Annotated in this window: 11 protein-coding genes; 9 read left to right on the top strand and 2 right to left on the bottom strand. The window is 41.7% G+C overall.

Annotation, left to right across the window (positions count from 1 at the left end; translation table 11 throughout):
- Positions 1–3 precede the first annotated feature (3 nt).
- From OCV54_RS03865 to OCV54_RS03845, 5 genes are all read left to right on the top strand, one after another.
- Complete coding sequence (locus OCV54_RS03865) at positions 4–1,065, top strand: electron transfer flavoprotein subunit alpha/FixB family protein (protein ID WP_015535002.1); 1,062 nt, start codon at positions 4–6, stop codon at positions 1,063–1,065.
- A gap of 600 nt (positions 1,066–1,665) precedes the next feature.
- Positions 1,666–3,153 (top strand): MATE family efflux transporter, encoded by a 1,488-nt coding sequence (locus OCV54_RS03860; protein ID WP_055144343.1) that lies wholly within the window; start codon positions 1,666–1,668, stop codon positions 3,151–3,153.
- Positions 3,154–3,317: 164 nt separating this feature from the next.
- On the top strand, positions 3,318–4,499 hold the full coding sequence (gene nifS / locus OCV54_RS03855; RefSeq protein ID WP_055222707.1) for a cysteine desulfurase NifS: 1,182 nt from the start codon (positions 3,318–3,320) through the stop codon (positions 4,497–4,499).
- A 39-nt stretch (positions 4,500–4,538) separates the two neighbouring features.
- Complete coding sequence (gene mnmA, locus OCV54_RS03850) at positions 4,539–5,624, top strand: tRNA 2-thiouridine(34) synthase MnmA (RefSeq protein ID WP_262563259.1); 1,086 nt, start codon at positions 4,539–4,541, stop codon at positions 5,622–5,624.
- 251 nt (positions 5,625–5,875) lie between these two features.
- Positions 5,876–6,331 (top strand): hypothetical protein, encoded by a 456-nt coding sequence (locus OCV54_RS03845; RefSeq protein WP_147341840.1) that lies wholly within the window; start codon positions 5,876–5,878, stop codon positions 6,329–6,331.
- Between the two features lie 149 nt (positions 6,332–6,480).
- Here OCV54_RS03845 and OCV54_RS03840 read toward each other — a convergent pair whose 3' ends face one another.
- Positions 6,481–7,302, bottom strand: a complete 822-nt coding sequence (locus OCV54_RS03840; protein ID WP_022216403.1) for a histidinol-phosphatase HisJ family protein — start codon at positions 7,300–7,302, stop codon at positions 6,481–6,483.
- Positions 7,303–7,636: 334 nt separating this feature from the next.
- Between OCV54_RS03840 and gap the strand changes: the two genes are divergently transcribed.
- The 3 genes from gap (at position 7,637) to tpiA (ending at position 10,948) form a co-directional block, all read left to right on the top strand.
- On the top strand, positions 7,637–8,674 hold the full coding sequence (gene gap / locus OCV54_RS03835; protein ID WP_004852921.1) for a type I glyceraldehyde-3-phosphate dehydrogenase: 1,038 nt from the start codon (positions 7,637–7,639) through the stop codon (positions 8,672–8,674).
- A 214-nt stretch (positions 8,675–8,888) separates the two neighbouring features.
- A complete protein-coding gene (locus tag OCV54_RS03830; protein WP_022216404.1) occupies positions 8,889–10,103 on the top strand; it encodes a phosphoglycerate kinase in 1,215 nt (404 codons plus the stop codon).
- A 92-nt stretch (positions 10,104–10,195) separates the two neighbouring features.
- Positions 10,196–10,948, top strand: a complete 753-nt coding sequence (gene tpiA / locus OCV54_RS03825; RefSeq protein WP_004852916.1) for a triose-phosphate isomerase — start codon at positions 10,196–10,198, stop codon at positions 10,946–10,948.
- A 133-nt stretch (positions 10,949–11,081) separates the two neighbouring features.
- Here the strand turns inward: tpiA and OCV54_RS03820 are convergent, their stop codons facing one another.
- Positions 11,082–11,840, bottom strand: a complete 759-nt coding sequence (locus tag OCV54_RS03820) for a helix-turn-helix domain-containing protein (RefSeq protein WP_022216405.1) — start codon at positions 11,838–11,840, stop codon at positions 11,082–11,084.
- Positions 11,841–12,064: 224 nt separating this feature from the next.
- Here OCV54_RS03820 and OCV54_RS03815 point away from each other — a divergent pair, with 224 nt between their 5' ends.
- Positions 12,065–15,700, top strand: a complete 3,636-nt coding sequence (locus OCV54_RS03815; RefSeq protein WP_055222702.1) for a carbohydrate binding domain-containing protein — start codon at positions 12,065–12,067, stop codon at positions 15,698–15,700.
- The last annotated feature ends 84 nt before the right edge of the window (positions 15,701–15,784 follow it).

Here is a 15,784-nt window from a genome sequence, read left to right as displayed (position 1 = left end):
AAAATGGGCGCAATGAACGCAGAAGAAATGAAGAACTACAAAGGCGTATTTGTCTTTGCACAGCAGGTAGATAATAAGTTAAGTGGTATTTCTTTCGAGCTTATCGGCGAAGGAAAGAGACTGGCAGAGAAGCTTGATGAGCAGGTAACTGCAGTCCTTATCGGTTCAGACGTTAAGGGTCTTGTAGATGAGCTTGCAGAGTACGGCGCAGATAGAGTTATCGTTGTTGACGATCCAGAGCTCAAGGAGTACAGAACTGAGCCATATGCACACGCACTTGCATCAGTTATCAATGAGTACAAGCCAGAGATCGTTTTAGTTGGTGCTACAGCAATCGGTAGAGATCTTGGTCCAACAGTTTCAGCAAGAGTTGCTACAGGTCTTACAGCAGACTGTACATTACTTGAGATCGGTGATTTCCCTCTTGTTGCACTTCCAAATCAGGAGCAGAAGCACAATCAGCTTCTTATGACACGTCCTGCATTCGGTGGTAACACAATCGCTACAATCGCATGTCCTGACAACCGTCCACAGATGGCTACAGTTCGTCCAGGTGTTATGCAGAAGCTTGACAAGGTAGCTGGTAAGAAGGCAGAGGTTATCGAGTACAATCCAGGATTCGTACCTAACAACAAGTATGTTGAGATTCTTGAGATCTCAAAGGCTATCTCAGATATCAAGGATATCATGGATGCTAAAATCCTTGTTTCAGGTGGTCGTGGAGTTGGTTCAGCAGAGAACTTCAAGCTCCTTGATGATCTTGCAGAGGTACTTGGTGGACAGGTATCATGCTCACGTGCAGTTGTAGATTCAGGCTGGAAGCCAAAGGAGCTTCAGGTTGGTCAGACTGGTAAGACAGTTCGTCCACAGGTATACTTCGCAATCGGTATTTCAGGTGCTATCCAGCACGTAGCTGGTATGGAAGAGTCAGACATCATCGTTGCTATCAACAAGGATGAGGATGCTCCTATCTTTGATGTAGCTGACTATGGTGTAGTTGGAGATCTCAACAAGATCGTTCCAGCTCTTACAGAGGCTATCAAGGCAGAGCTTGCTAATAAGTAATTAACAGCTTGTTTGTCATATAGATAATTTTAGATTATCAATTATAAGTCCCCCTCTTGGATTTGATGTTCAAGAGGGGGATTTTTTGAGCTGTATGGTGGTCTGAATTGTAGAATCGTTTGAATTGCATAGGGCTGTTGCAGGATGAATTCAGGTACGGAACGATTTGTGTGCGGCTACGTGAGGGTCGTGTTGAGGATATACTGGCGAAAAATAACGTGCTGTTCTTTGCTGAGTGTCCGTTTTCATTACTAGGGATACTCTGCTCGATGATGAGTGAATAGCATTATTAGTGAGCTATAAATGAATTGATGATTGTAAATGTGAATATATGGGTCCAATATACGAGTCGGTGAATTGAGTCGATGAGAAATCGATAAATCGAAAATTAGAAATCAGAAAATAGAGATCGAAAATCAAAATACAAGTGTATTGTAAATAATACAAAAATAATGTAGTATTAATTAGTTTGAGTATAGTAGATAAAGAGAGTATGCATGTGCGGATAAGTGCAAGTGAAGATAAGTGTGTGTGAGGATAAGCACAAATGGCAGGTACAGTACATTATGCACAGCAGGAGCATTCAGAGGAGAGGTACATATGAAAGAGAAAGACAGCGTCGAAAATAATGAAAAATCACCTGATAACAGGAAAAAATCTGGTGAGAAAATAATATCTGATAATAAAACAATATCTGCTAATGGAAAAGCGTTCGCAGGTGAGAGTAGAGAAAATAAGATGGGAGTGATGTCTGAGGGAAAGCTTCTGATGTCAATGTCACTTCCTATGATTATTTCCATGCTGTTCCAGGCTATGTACAATGTTGTGGACAGTGTGTTTGTGTCAAGATTCAGCATGGACGGACTTACGGCTGTGTCCACGGCATTTCCGATACAGAATCTGATGATAGGAGTTTTCTCGGGACTGGGAGTTGGCTTTAATGCGTTTATATCCAAGGCACTTGGAGAGAAGAAATTTGACAGGGCAAATGAAGTTGCCAGACAGGGAATATTCCTTGAGGCGATAGGATATGTGATATTCCTGATAATAGGTTTATTCTTTGCAAGGACATTCATGGAAAGTCAGACGGGGGATGCACGGGTAATCCAATATGGAACAGAGTATCTCGAGGTGTGCTGCTGTTGTGCTTTCGGTATAGCTTTCCAGATGACATTTGAGAGATTGCTGCAGTCCACGGGACGTACAATGTACAGTATGATAACCCAGATACTCGGTGCTGTCATCAATCTTATACTTGATCCTATAATGATATTTGGTCTTCTCGGATGTCCACAAATGGGAGTAAAGGGTGCTGCCATTGCAACTGTATGTGGACAGTGTATAGCTGGAACTCTTGCTATGATATTCAATATCAAGAAGAATCCGGATCTCCATATAACACTCAGAAGATTCAGGCCACATGGCGAGATAATTGGTAAGATTCTCAGCGTAGGTGTGCCGTCGGTTATCATGGTTGCAATAGGTTCTGTGATGAATTATTTCCTGAATCTGATACTGTACTCATTCTCGAAATTGGCCGTTGCAGTGTTCGGAGCGTATTTCAAGGTGCAGAGTATGGCATTTATGCCTGTATTCGGATTGAACAACGGAATGATACCGATAATTTCATACAACTACGGAGCGCAGAAACCTGACAGAATGAAACGCACCATGAAGCTTGGTGTGATGGTCGGTTGTTCCATTATGGTATTCTGTCTTGCTATCATGCAGGTATTTCCGGGACAGATACTTAAAATATTTGATGCCACAGATGAGATGCTGTTGATGGGGATACCAGCGGTCAGGATCATGAGTACAGCGTTTATATTTGCAGGATTTTCTGTCACATGTTCGGGAATGTTTCAGGCTGTAGGAAAGGGCGTGTACAGTATGATAGTGTCTATGGCGAGACAGCTTTTTGTCATACTTCCTGTGGCATATTTCCTGTCGAAAGCAATGAACAGCGTGAATGGTGTGTGGGCAGCGTTCCCTATCGCAGAGGTTTTCAGTGTGATCATATCGACGATCTTTCTTCTCAGGGTCTATAAGAAAATAGTAAAGCCTATGGAAAGCGTCCAAAGAGATTAAGAGACGAAGATAATGAGATATGATGAGAGCATAATAATATATACATAGCACGTGGCATTTGTATAGTGGTAGAATACTATATAGTAATATAGTTTCGTGTGATGAATGCAGTGTTGCATTTGTCATTGACAAGTGACAGAAAAGGTAATGGAAAGAGAGCGAAAATGGGAAAGTTAATATATATGGATCATGCAGCGACGACGGCGGTGAGACCTGAAGTGCTCGACGCCATGTTGCCTTATTTTACAGAAAAGTTTGGAAACCCTTCAGGCGTATATACATTTGCATCGAGAAATAAGGATGTGATAAATGTGGCGAGGGATATAATTGCTGATTCGCTTGGCGCAAAGCCTGAGGAGATCTATTTCACGGGCGGTGGTTCGGAATCGGATAACTGGGCTTTAAAGGCTGTAGCGGAAGCCTTTCAGGATAAGGGAAAACATATAATTACGACCAGGATAGAGCACCATGCCATTCTTCACACATGTCAGTATCTGGAGAAGAGGGGCTTTGACGTGACATATCTGGATGTGGATGAGAAGGGTATGGTTGATCCTGACAGGCTGGAGTCGGCGATAAGACCGGATACGATCCTCATCTCGGTTATGGCTGCAAACAATGAGATAGGAACCATAGAGCCGATAAGCAGGATAGGAGCTATTGCGCATGAACATGGCATTCTATTCCACACGGATGCGGTTCAGGCGTATGGACAGATACCACTGGATGTAAATGCCATGAACATAGATATGCTCAGCAGCAGCGGACATAAGCTTAATGGCCCGAAGGGAATCGGGTTCCTGTATATACGGAGCGGAATAAAGCTTGGAAGCTTTATCCACGGAGGCCAGCAGGAGAGAGGAAGACGTGCCGGAACAGAGAATGTACCGGGGATTGTAGGAGTGGGCAAAGCTGCGGAACTTGCGATGCTCTCAATGGAAGATCGGATGAAGCAGGAGACAGATATCAGAGATCATATGATACACAGAATTTTATCGGAGATTCCTTATTCCAGACTGAACGGACATGACAAAGACAGACTTCCGAACAATGTAAATGTCAGCTTCCAGTTCGTTGAGGGCGAGACGATCCTCATCATGCTCGATATGGCGGGCATATGTGCTTCTGCCGGTTCCGCATGTACATCGGGTTCTGTTGATCCCTCCCATGTGCTGACAGCTATAGGGCTTCCGAAGGAGATATCCCATGGTGCGGTCAGACTGACTCTGGGATATGAGAACACCATGGATGAGGCGGATGCGGTGGTAGATAATCTCAAGAGAATCGTGGAAAATCTCAGAAAAATGTCACCTGCGTATCAGGATTTTGCCAGGAGAAACATGTAAATTACACAAGATATAACTATGTATAAAGAGGGAAAAAATTTGGTCGATACAGATAAGAAGACAGTGTGTGTTGGAATGTCAGGCGGAGTCGACTCGTCGGTTGCCGCACTTTTGCTCAAGGAGCAGGGCTACAATGTAATAGGAGTTACCATGCAGATATGGCAGGATGAGGACAGGGACGTGGTGAGTGCCCATGCCGGATGCTGCGGACTTTCTGCTGTGGATGATGCCAGGCGTGTGGCATCGCAGCTCGATATTCCGTATTACGTTATGAATTTCAAGGAAGAATTCAAGAAGTACGTAATAGACTATTTTGTGGACGAATACAAATGCGGAAGAACTCCGAATCCATGTATTGCATGCAACAGATATGTAAAATGGGAGTCTCTGCTTACGAGATGCATGGCCATCGGGGGCGATTATATTGCTACGGGACACTATGCAAGGATCATACAGCTTCCAAATGGAAGATATACTCTCCAGGAGGCCAGGGGAATAGAGAAGGATCAGACATATGCTCTCTACAATCTCACCCAGGAGCAGCTCGCCAGGACACTCATGCCGGTTGGAGAGTACAGCAAGCCTGAGATCAGAAAAATTGCAGAGGATCACGGACTTATGGTGGCTCACAAGCCGGATAGCCAGGATATATGCTTTGTGCCAGATGGAGATTACGCCGGTTATCTTGAGAATGAAGCAGGACTTAAGGCGGTTCCGGGAGATTTTGTAGACATACATGGCAATGCGATCGGAAGACATAAGGGAATCATACACTACACCATAGGACAGAGAAAAGGACTTGGGCTTGCGATGGGGCATCCGGTATTTGTGGTGGACATCATACCTGAGACAAATCAGGTTGTTATAGGAGAGAACGGAGATGTATTTTCAGAAAGGCTGATATGCAACGGACTGAACTTTATGTCCATAGAGGATCTCACGGAGCCAATGCATGTCAAGGCGAAGATCAGATACAATCATAAGGGAAGTATGTGTACCATCAGAAAGATAGATGAAGATCTGGTAGAAGCAGTATTTGACGAGCCGGTAAGAGCTGTGACAAAGGGACAGGCTGTAGTGTTCTATGAAGATGATCATGTGCTTGGCGGAGGAAGCATCTGTTGACAGGGTTTTACAAAGGGTGATGGTCTGACATAAGGAGATTTCGTATGGGTGATACAGGCAGAGAAGTTTTGCGCAAAGACGTCAAAGTGCGTGGATGGATATTGTTTGGTATCTTTTCAGTGATTTTTGTTTTTATGATAATCACTATATGCTCCATGATACATAATGGAGAGTTTGAATTGAATAGTTTCACAGGGCCATTGATTTTTCTGACTGTAATTTCGGTTATATGCATATGGGATGGCATTAGGATGATACGGACTCCGGAGAAGTTGCTCAACCGAGAGAATAAAAATCATGGTGGCAGTGTGTTTGAAATGGCAGACAAATTGTATGGTGATATTATCTATGAGAATAAATACATTATGGCTTCACATGAGGTTATCGCATCAAAGACAATGAGATACAACCTTGCGTACAGATGGGATGTGTATCTTATAACATATGTATATACGAGTATGCGAAGAGGCAAATTGGAATATTACTGTATGTATACTGGAAATCATGAAAATAATGTATATATTAATTTAAGAGGACTTGTGACCGGAAAGAGAAAAAAGAAAGTCCTTGACATGCTCCTCAGTTATTGCCCAAATGCGATATATGGTGATCTGGATGGCGCCGGAGGCGATTATCTTGAAAAAATGAGAAAAACAGACATTCATGATATACCACATAGTCCGTACTATACAGGAAACAATACATAATGAGATATGAAACAAATAGAGCAGTCAGGTGACTGCCGGAATTGAATTTACGGTATAAAAAAGATGGAACATATAAGCCATTGAACTGGCGTATGTGTTCCATCTTTTTATATTTATAAGTATATAAATTGATATTTTGCAATTTTTTTTTACAGCGGATTGAATTCTGGCTTTCTGTTCTTGAATGTACAGTAGTATCTGTAGCCGAGTGATGTGAGGGCATCCCTTGCATATGTCTCAAAATCATAGCACAGATATTCGGGCTTGTGTGCATCAGATCCCACTGTGATGATCTCGCCACCCATATCCTTGTAGAGTTTCAGGATATCCATGTGAGGATGTGCGTAACTCATATTCTTGTACAGGCTTCCGGTATTGATCTCTATACCTTTTCCCTTTGGGATGATTATTTTGAAAATCTGTTCAAGCACATCATTATAATCTGCCATCCTAAAGATCTTCTCGCCTGATGGGCAGTATCTTACTACGTAGTCAAGATGACCATATACGTCAAAGTCATCTATCAGAGTCACATTCTCAAGAATGGACTCAAAGTAATCACGTATACCTTCTATCTCTGTACGTCCCTCATAGTAAGCTGGATAGTATGGGTCGAGGCCCCTGACAAGGTGTGATGATCCTATGATAAAGTCCAGTTCATTTTTGTATTTATCAGCAATGTCCCTTGCCTTGCCGGCAACCGTATTCATGAGACCGAGTTCCACGCCGCTTCTCACGTCAATCCGATCTCCGTATCTGTGTCGTATTTCGTCTATCGCAGCAAAGTACGAATCGAAATCAAGTTGGAAGTCAAAACCGTCCTCCGGATTGATAGGAAAGTCTATATCGTGGTGATCTGTCAGACAGATCTTTGGAATTCCAAGTTGTATTGCCTTCTGGATTATACTGTCCAGTGGAGCAGAAGAGTCGCTTGAGAACTCCGAATGTATATGCGAATCACAGATGATCATTTTCTGTATACCTCCGTTTATAATCATTGCGTTTCATATTATAACATAAAACACTGAAAAAAATATATAAAGTAAAGCTGTTGAGTAATCTTATTATTATCAAATTGTAGTAGAAACATTTTTTCTATAGCCTCAGCCCATTAGTATAATTTGTTAAAACAAATTTGTCTATTTTGGATAGATGATAACTAAAAAAATGAGATTAAGGCTTGAAATTTTTACCTAAAGAATGTATGATTAGCTTGTGTATTTAACACGATTTATTTGCTACGTTCCCGCGTAGCAGATTGATAAATACTTTTATTATATTTCAAAAACCTAGGAGGAATAAAAAATGGCAGTAAAAGTAGCAATTAACGGTTTTGGACGTATTGGTCGTCTTGCATTCAGACAGATGTTCGGTGCAGAGGGTTATGAAGTTGTTGCAATCAACGATTTAACAAAGCCTTCAATGCTTGCAGATCTTCTCAAGTACGATACAGCACAGGGTGGATACTGTGGCAAGATCGGTGAGAACCTTCACACAGTTTCAGCTGATGATGAGGCTAACACAATCACAGTTGATGGTAAGACTCTTACAATCTACAAGGAGGCAGATGCAAACAACCTTCCTTGGGGTAAGATCGGTGTTGATGTAGTTCTTGAGTGTACTGGTTTCTACTGCTCAAAGGAGAAGTCAATGGCTCATATCAACGCAGGTGCTAAGAAGGTTGTTATCTCAGCTCCAGCTGGTAATGATCTTAAGACTATCGTATTCTCAGTTAACCAGGATACATTAACAGCTGATGATCAGATCATCTCAGCAGCTTCATGTACAACTAACTGTCTTGCACCAATGGCTAAGGCTCTTAATGACTATGCTCCAATCCAGTCTGGTATCATGTCAACAATCCACGCTTACACAGGCGATCAGATGATACTTGACGGACCACACAGAAAGGGCGATTTAAGAAGAGCTAGAGCAGGTGCTGCTAATATCGTTCCTAACTCAACAGGTGCTGCTAAGGCTATCGGTCTTGTTATCCCAGAGTTAAATGGCAAGCTTATCGGATCAGCTCAGAGAGTTCCAGTTCCAACAGGTTCAACAACAATCCTTACAGCAGTTGTTAAGGGTGCTGATGTAACAGTTGATGGAATCAACGCTGCAATGAAGGCTGCTGCTTCAGAGTCATTCGGTTACAACACAGATCCAATCGTTTCATCAGATGTTATCGGTATGAGATATGGTTCATTATTTGATTCAACTCAGACAATGGTATCAAAGATCGCTGATGATTTATATGAGGTTCAGGTTGTTTCATGGTATGACAATGAGAACTCATACACAAGCCAGATGGTTAGAACAATCAAGTACTTCGCAGAGTTAGCATAAGTTATTTCAAGCTATAATTAGCTTTTATAATGTAAGCTCATTTAAAAGTATTTATTAGACCTAATAGAGGGTCCGGTCTCCAAGGACCGGGCCCTTTTTTCTTCGTAGGAAGCAATTATGCGTTTCTATGTTCCCGCATAAGAGCGGGTAGGTAGCTGGGCAGAGGACAACTTATAGTTTTCTGTTCTATAACATTATTTAGGAGGAATTAGAAATGTCATTAAACAAGAAATCAGTAGATGATATCAATGTTAAGGGCAAGCGCGTGCTTTGCAGATGCGACTTCAATGTACCATTAAAGAACGGAGAGATTACAGACGAGAACAGACTTGTTGCAGCTCTTCCAACAATCAAGAAGCTTATTGCTGATGGTGGAAAGGTTATTCTTTGCTCACACCTTGGAAAGGTTAAGACTGAGGAAGACAAGCAGACTAAGACCCTTGCACCAGTTGCTAAGAGACTTACAGAGCTCCTTGGACAGGAGGTTAAGTTCGTACCAAGCCTTGAGGTTGTTGACGACACAGTTAAGGCTGCAGTTGACGCTATGAAGGACGGAGATGTAATCCTTCTTGAGAATACACGTTTCAGAGCTGAAGAGACAAAGAACGGAGAGGCTTTCTCTAAGGATCTTGCAAGCATCTGTGATGTATTTGTAAATGATGCATTCGGAACAGCTCACAGAGCTCACTGCTCAAACGTTGGTGTTGCTGGACTTGTTGACACAGCAGTAGTTGGTTACTTAATGCAGAAGGAGATCGACTTCCTTGGCAATGCAGTAGAGAACCCAGTTAGACCATTTGTAGCTATCCTCGGTGGTGCTAAGGTTGCTGACAAGCTGAACGTTATTTCAAACCTTCTTGAGAAGTGCGATACACTTATCATCGGTGGTGGTATGGCTTACACATTCCTTAAGGCTAAGGGATATGAGATCGGTAAGTCACTTGTAGACGATTCTAAGATCGATTACTGCAAGGAGATGATGGCAAAGGCAGAGAGCCTTGGCAAGAAGCTTCTTCTTCCAGTTGATACAGTTATGATCGAGGATTTCCCTAACCCTATCGACGATCCAAGCATCAAGACAGAGGTATTTGACGCTGACAAGATGCCTGCAGACAAGGAAGGCTGCGATATCGGACCTAAGACTATCGAGCTTTACTCAGACGCAGTTAAGACAGCTAAGACAGTTGTTTGGAATGGACCTATGGGTGTATTCGAGAACCCTGTACTTGCAGCCGGTACAAAGGCAGTTGCAGCAGCACTTGCTGATACAGATGCTACAACAATCATCGGTGGTGGAGATTCAGCAGCAGCAGTTAACCAGCTTGGTTACGGTTCAAAGATGAGCCACATCTCAACAGGTGGTGGAGCTTCACTTGAGTTCCTTGAGGGTAAGGAGCTTCCGGGCGTAGCAGCAGCTAACGACAAGTAATTTGTATATCGCTGAGATATAAAGATTATACTGGTGGGTGCCGGTTCAGGCCGGTACTCATCAAAAAATACAAATATAAGAGGTAGATTACAATGGCAAGAAAGAAGATTATTGCAGGTAACTGGAAGATGAACAAGACTCCTAGCGAGGCTGTTGAGCTTGTTAACCTGTTAAAGGACTTAGTAAAGAATGATGACGTAGATGTAGTATACTGTGTACCAGCTATCGATATCGTACCAGTTGTTGAGGCAACAAAGGGAACAAACGTAGCTGTAGGTGCAGAGAACATGTACTTTGAGGAGAGCGGAGCTTACACAGGCGAGATCTCAGCAGCAATGCTTGTTGATGCTGGTGTTAAGTACGTTATCATCGGACATTCAGAGCGTCGTGATTACTTTAAGGAGGATGATGTTCTTCTCAACAAGAAGGTTAAGAAGGCATTTGAGGCTGGTATCACACCTATTCTTTGCTGTGGTGAGTCACTTGAGCAGAGAGAGCTCGGTGTTACTATGGACTGGATCCGTCTTCAGATCAAGTCAGATCTCGCTGGCGTAACAGCAGATCAGGTTAAGTCAATGGTTATCGCTTACGAGCCAATCTGGGCTATCGGAACAGGTAAGACAGCTACATCAGATCAGGCACAGGAAGTATGTAAGGGAATCCGTGATCTCATCGCTGAGATCTACGATACAGATACAGCTGAGGCGGTAAGAATTCAGTACGGCGGTTCTATGAACGCTGGCAATGCTGCTGAGCTCCTTGCAAAGCCAGACATCGACGGTGGTCTTATCGGCGGTGCTTCACTCAAGGCTGATTTCGGTCAGGTTGTAAATGCCGGAAAGTAATTTTAAACAGGCCAAAATATATTAGTTTTAGATTAAATCTGATATAGAATATTGAAAGGGATTATCAAGTGCTTTATCACAAGGTAATCCCTTTTGTTTACGCTTAGAAAAACAAGGTGGTATATTTCAGGAACTAAGTATTGTTTTTATGAAATGGGGTTTGCCTTAAATTTATATTTCTATAGTTCGCAGGTGTTAGACCAGTATGTAATCTGAACTGTTCGGTAAAATAACTCTGACTTGGAAATGCGAGAGTCTGTGCTATCTGGGCAGGGCTATAATCAGAGTATATGAGCATGTTCCTTGCAGTATCAAGTTTTAGCATTTTTATATAATGTCCGATATTATCTCCGGTCTCTTTTTTGAACAGCCTTGACAGGTATGACGGGGTGAGATTGACACGTTTTGCCAGAAGTTCAACAGTGATCCTAGTATGCAGATGATCGTATATGTAGTCTATGCACTCTGCGACCGGTTTGGAGCATATGGAATTTTTCTTAAGGTTTCGCATTTTTTTTGCATAGTCGATGCACATGAACGCATGTAATTCAGATATATCCTCCACAGACTTCATTGTATCTGACTTTTTTATATAAAAATCACTGAGATTGTAAGCAGTTGCCACATCGAGACCACCTTCAATACAGTATCTTGCAACAAGGGCTGTTGTTATGACAAAATGATATCTTATGTTGTTGACCGGCTTTTCAGATAGTAAGCCGAGTCCTTTTTTATCCTTAAGTGGTGAGGCTTTACACAATTCTTTAACCTGTTCTATATCTCCATTTTGTATTATTGAGTAAAATTCAAGTTCAGGGTTATAGGGCGCTCTATTGGTTGAATCTTCGCGTCTTATAAATTCCTGGTAGAATATTTCCTTTGAGTATTTCATATGTGTATAAATCCTTTCCAGTAAATTGTGTCAGGGTAAAAATTTATATGTTATCAAAAGTTTATAAAAGTCTTACTTTACAACTCCTCTATAATATATCATGTAAACTATATAAAAAGCAATAAAACGATATATGGCAAATGTATAAGATGTTATTATCAAAATACTTTATAAAGATGCGACGTCGTAAATATTATTATTTTATTTTTGGAGAGGAGTATTTTATGAGAAGGTTAAAACAGCTTGTGGCTATGATACTTGTAGTTTGTATGTTGATCACTCTGTGTCCATCAGACGTTAGCGCTAGAACATCAAAAGCTGCGGTAAAGTCTGTAACTGTGACAAATCTTGTCACAAATAAACTTGTACTAAAAAAGGGTACAAAGTTTCGGGTGAAACCTAGAGTTGTAGTTACAGGTAAGATCAGCAAAAAAGTAACATATGTATCATCAAATAAGAAGATAGTTACAGTAGATAACAAGGGTGTTGTCAAAGCGGTAAAATCAGGAAAAGCGGTTGTAGCAGTGAAGAGTGCTGCAAACCCAAAGGTAATGTATAGGTTTAATGTTTATGTTGGGGTTCCTACGAAGACTGTTAAATTGTCTGCAAAGGCTGTGAACATGTTTAAAGGAACCAGCAGGACGTTAAAAGCTTCAATTGCTCCAAAGAATGCCACATATAAGAGAATTCAGTGGTCATCATCAGATAAAAGAATAGCAACAGTTTCCTCGAAAGGTGTTGTAAAAGCAGTTAAGGTTGGAAGAGTATATATAACTGCGAAGGCTATGGATGGAAGTGGCAAATATGCAAGATGTAAGATTACAGTAAAACAGCCAGTTACTTCTATCAAGCTTTCAGCGGCAACACTCACTATCACAGAGGGAAGCAGTAAAACTCTTACAGCTACTGTCGCTCCTGCATCGGCAACCAACAAGACGTTAAGTTGGACATCGAGCAATAAAAAGATTGCAACGGTTTCAGCAAAAGGCGTTGTGAAGGCTATAGCACCAGGTACAGCTACAATCACAGCAAAAGCTGCTGACGGTTCAGGAAAGAAAGCAACATGTAAAGTGATTGTAAATAAGAAGGTGACTGTAGAAAATAAATACGAGTCGCAGGGGTATAAACTTTTATGGCATGATGAATTTGACGGAACAGAGCTCAACCGTGATATTTGGAATGTTGAACTCCATGAGCCTGGCTGGGTCAATAATGAGCTTCAGTCATATGTTGATTCTGAAGATAATATAAAAGTCAAGAATGGCACACTTATTATAAGCTCAAAGAAAAAAGTGAATGAGGATGGTTCTATATCATATACATCGGGAAGAGTAAACACACAGAATAAGCAGGATTTCAAGTATGGCAGAGTACAGTTCAGAGCAAAGGTACCTACAGGTAAGGGCTATCTTCCTGCAGCATGGATGATGCCTACAAATGAGAGCCTGTATGGACAGTGGCCTAGATGTGGTGAGATAGATGTGATGGAGGTTCTTGGAGACAATACATATACAACCTATGGAACGATTCACTATGGCAATCCGCATTCAGAGTCACAGGGAAAATATACACTTTCAAATGGAAAGTCATTTGCGGACAGCTATCATGTATTTACATGTGACTGGGAGCCTGGAAAAATTACGTGGTATGTAGATGGAGTTAAGATGCATGAGGAAAATGACTGGTATTCTACAACTGCCGGAAAAGGTACAGTTACTTATCCGGCACCGTTTGATCAGCCATTCTATGTAATACTCAATCTTGCAGTTGGCGGCAATTGGCCAGGAAATCCGGATGCAGATGCAGATTATATTAACAGTGAGAGCTTATATGTTGATTATGTGAGAGTATACCAGAAGGAGTCTTATGACGAAAATGTGACAAAGCCAGAGCGTGAAGTTATAATTCGTGATCCGGATGAAAATGGCAATTATGTAATAAATGGTGATTTTAGTGAGACCGAGGATCTGGGAGATGCAGAAAACTGGATTTTTATGGCGCAGAATGGCGGCGAAGGAACAGCGGTCATCGAGAACAATACAATCAACATAAATACAATTGATGCAGGAACGGTTGATTACAGCATACAGTTGGTACAGCCTGATATTCCTGTAGAAAAAGGTGCCACATACAAGCTTTCATTTGATGCGTGGGCGGATGAGGCGAGAACAGGCATAATTGATGTCTCAGCGCCAACCAGATCATGGGGAAGATATCTTAAGGATACAAAATTTGATATGACAACAGAGAAACAGACATTTGAGTATGAGTATACGATGACTGATTCATCTGATGACAAGGGAAGAATAGAATTCAACTTCGGCAATCAGGGAAGCGTGGCTGGTGTACATATTGCAAATGTAAAGCTGGTAAAGACAAATCAGACTGAGATAGTTGACAAGAAGACGATCCTCGCTGATGGAAACCTAGTTTACAATGGAGAATTTCAGGAAGGAACAGGAAGACTTGGATATTGGACAGTCAGCAACAATTGCGGTGCTGAGTATAAGGTGACAGGTCTGTCTGACGGAAGAAGATTTTCATACAAGTCATTGGATGAGAGTATAGATGGCAACTTCGTATTATCACAGGATGAGCTTGCGTATGCCCCAAATACAAAGTATGTACTTAAATTTGATGCTGAGACTGCAACTGAGGGAAAGAATATAATTATCACTACAGGAGATTCAAAGTTTGCTGTAACTCTGGATAAAGGAATTAAGAATTATGTTTACAAGTTTGAGACCGGAGAAGAAGTGACTGACAGTTCAATCAGCATTGATTTTGGTAACAGCGGAGAAGTTCTGTTAGACAATGTGAAGATAATGCAGGATTCACTTCTTCTCAATGGGAACTTTTCAGCAGATTTTGCTGGATATGATGTGTATATAGACAGCAGTGCGGATGCAGAGTCTGTTGTGGACAGCCAGAAGGAGGACAATGCTGCTGACTTCACAATAAAGAATTCAGGTGACCAAAACTGGAAGATACAGCTCAAGCAGAATAATATCAAGCTTGAGAAAGGACAGTGGTACAAGCTTTCATTTGATATAAAGAGCTCTGTGTCGAGAACTGTTCAGTACGCGATACAGAGAGATGGAAGCACGCATAAGGATAGTACAGGTGCAGAGGACTGGACACCATATGTTCAGGAAACAGTAAAGCTTGATGCATACGATCAGGCTGATCAGAAATATATGACTGTTTCAAACACATTCCAGATGGCCTGTGACACAGACGAAGAGAGTATTTTCAATATTGCACTTGGCGCAGGCGGAGAAAATGGTTCGGCAATTACTGATCAGCATAGAATCTGTATTGACAATATTGTCCTTGAAAAGACTTCAGCTCCAGAGATAGATGTGCCTGTAGGCAAGAATCTTATCACAAATTCAGAATTTGAGATGAGTGAGGATGGTAGCCTTGCCGGTTGGGAAAATGCAGTAACTGCTCCTGGAGATGCCACATTTGAGGCTGGAGATGGAAAGATCACATACAGTGTTGAAAACGTGGGTGAGGCAGACTGGAACATCCAGCTTAAGCAGATGGGATTATCTCTTGAGCAGGGCGAGTCATATACGCTTAAATGTACATTGGTTTCTGATGTTGATAGAGTTGTGAAGGTTGCTGTTATGACTCCTTCAGCCGGATATGCATGGCATGGCGGTGAAGATGTAGTTCTTACAGCTGGTGAGGCTAAGGATGTAACACTCGCAATTACACCTAAGGAAGAAGTTTTCACAGATGGTATCACTGTTGATACAGGTGCCGGATTATTCTTCTCAATGGGATATGTTGAAGGATACACACTTGGAGCACATACAGTTTCTATATCAAATGTATCATTTGTAAAAAATTAAATTTGACCCCTAAAAAATAATATATACCCTTAGGCAGCGGCGAATCGTCGCTGCCTTTTTCATTGTGGCCATAGCAGGATTTTG

The sequence above is a fragment of the Coprococcus aceti genome, assembly GCF_025567285.1.
Lineage (GTDB): Bacteria > Bacillota > Clostridia > Lachnospirales > Lachnospiraceae > Coprococcus > Coprococcus aceti.
The sequence above is the reverse complement of the archived record's forward strand: the minus strand, read 5'-3'. Positions and strand labels throughout refer to the sequence as shown.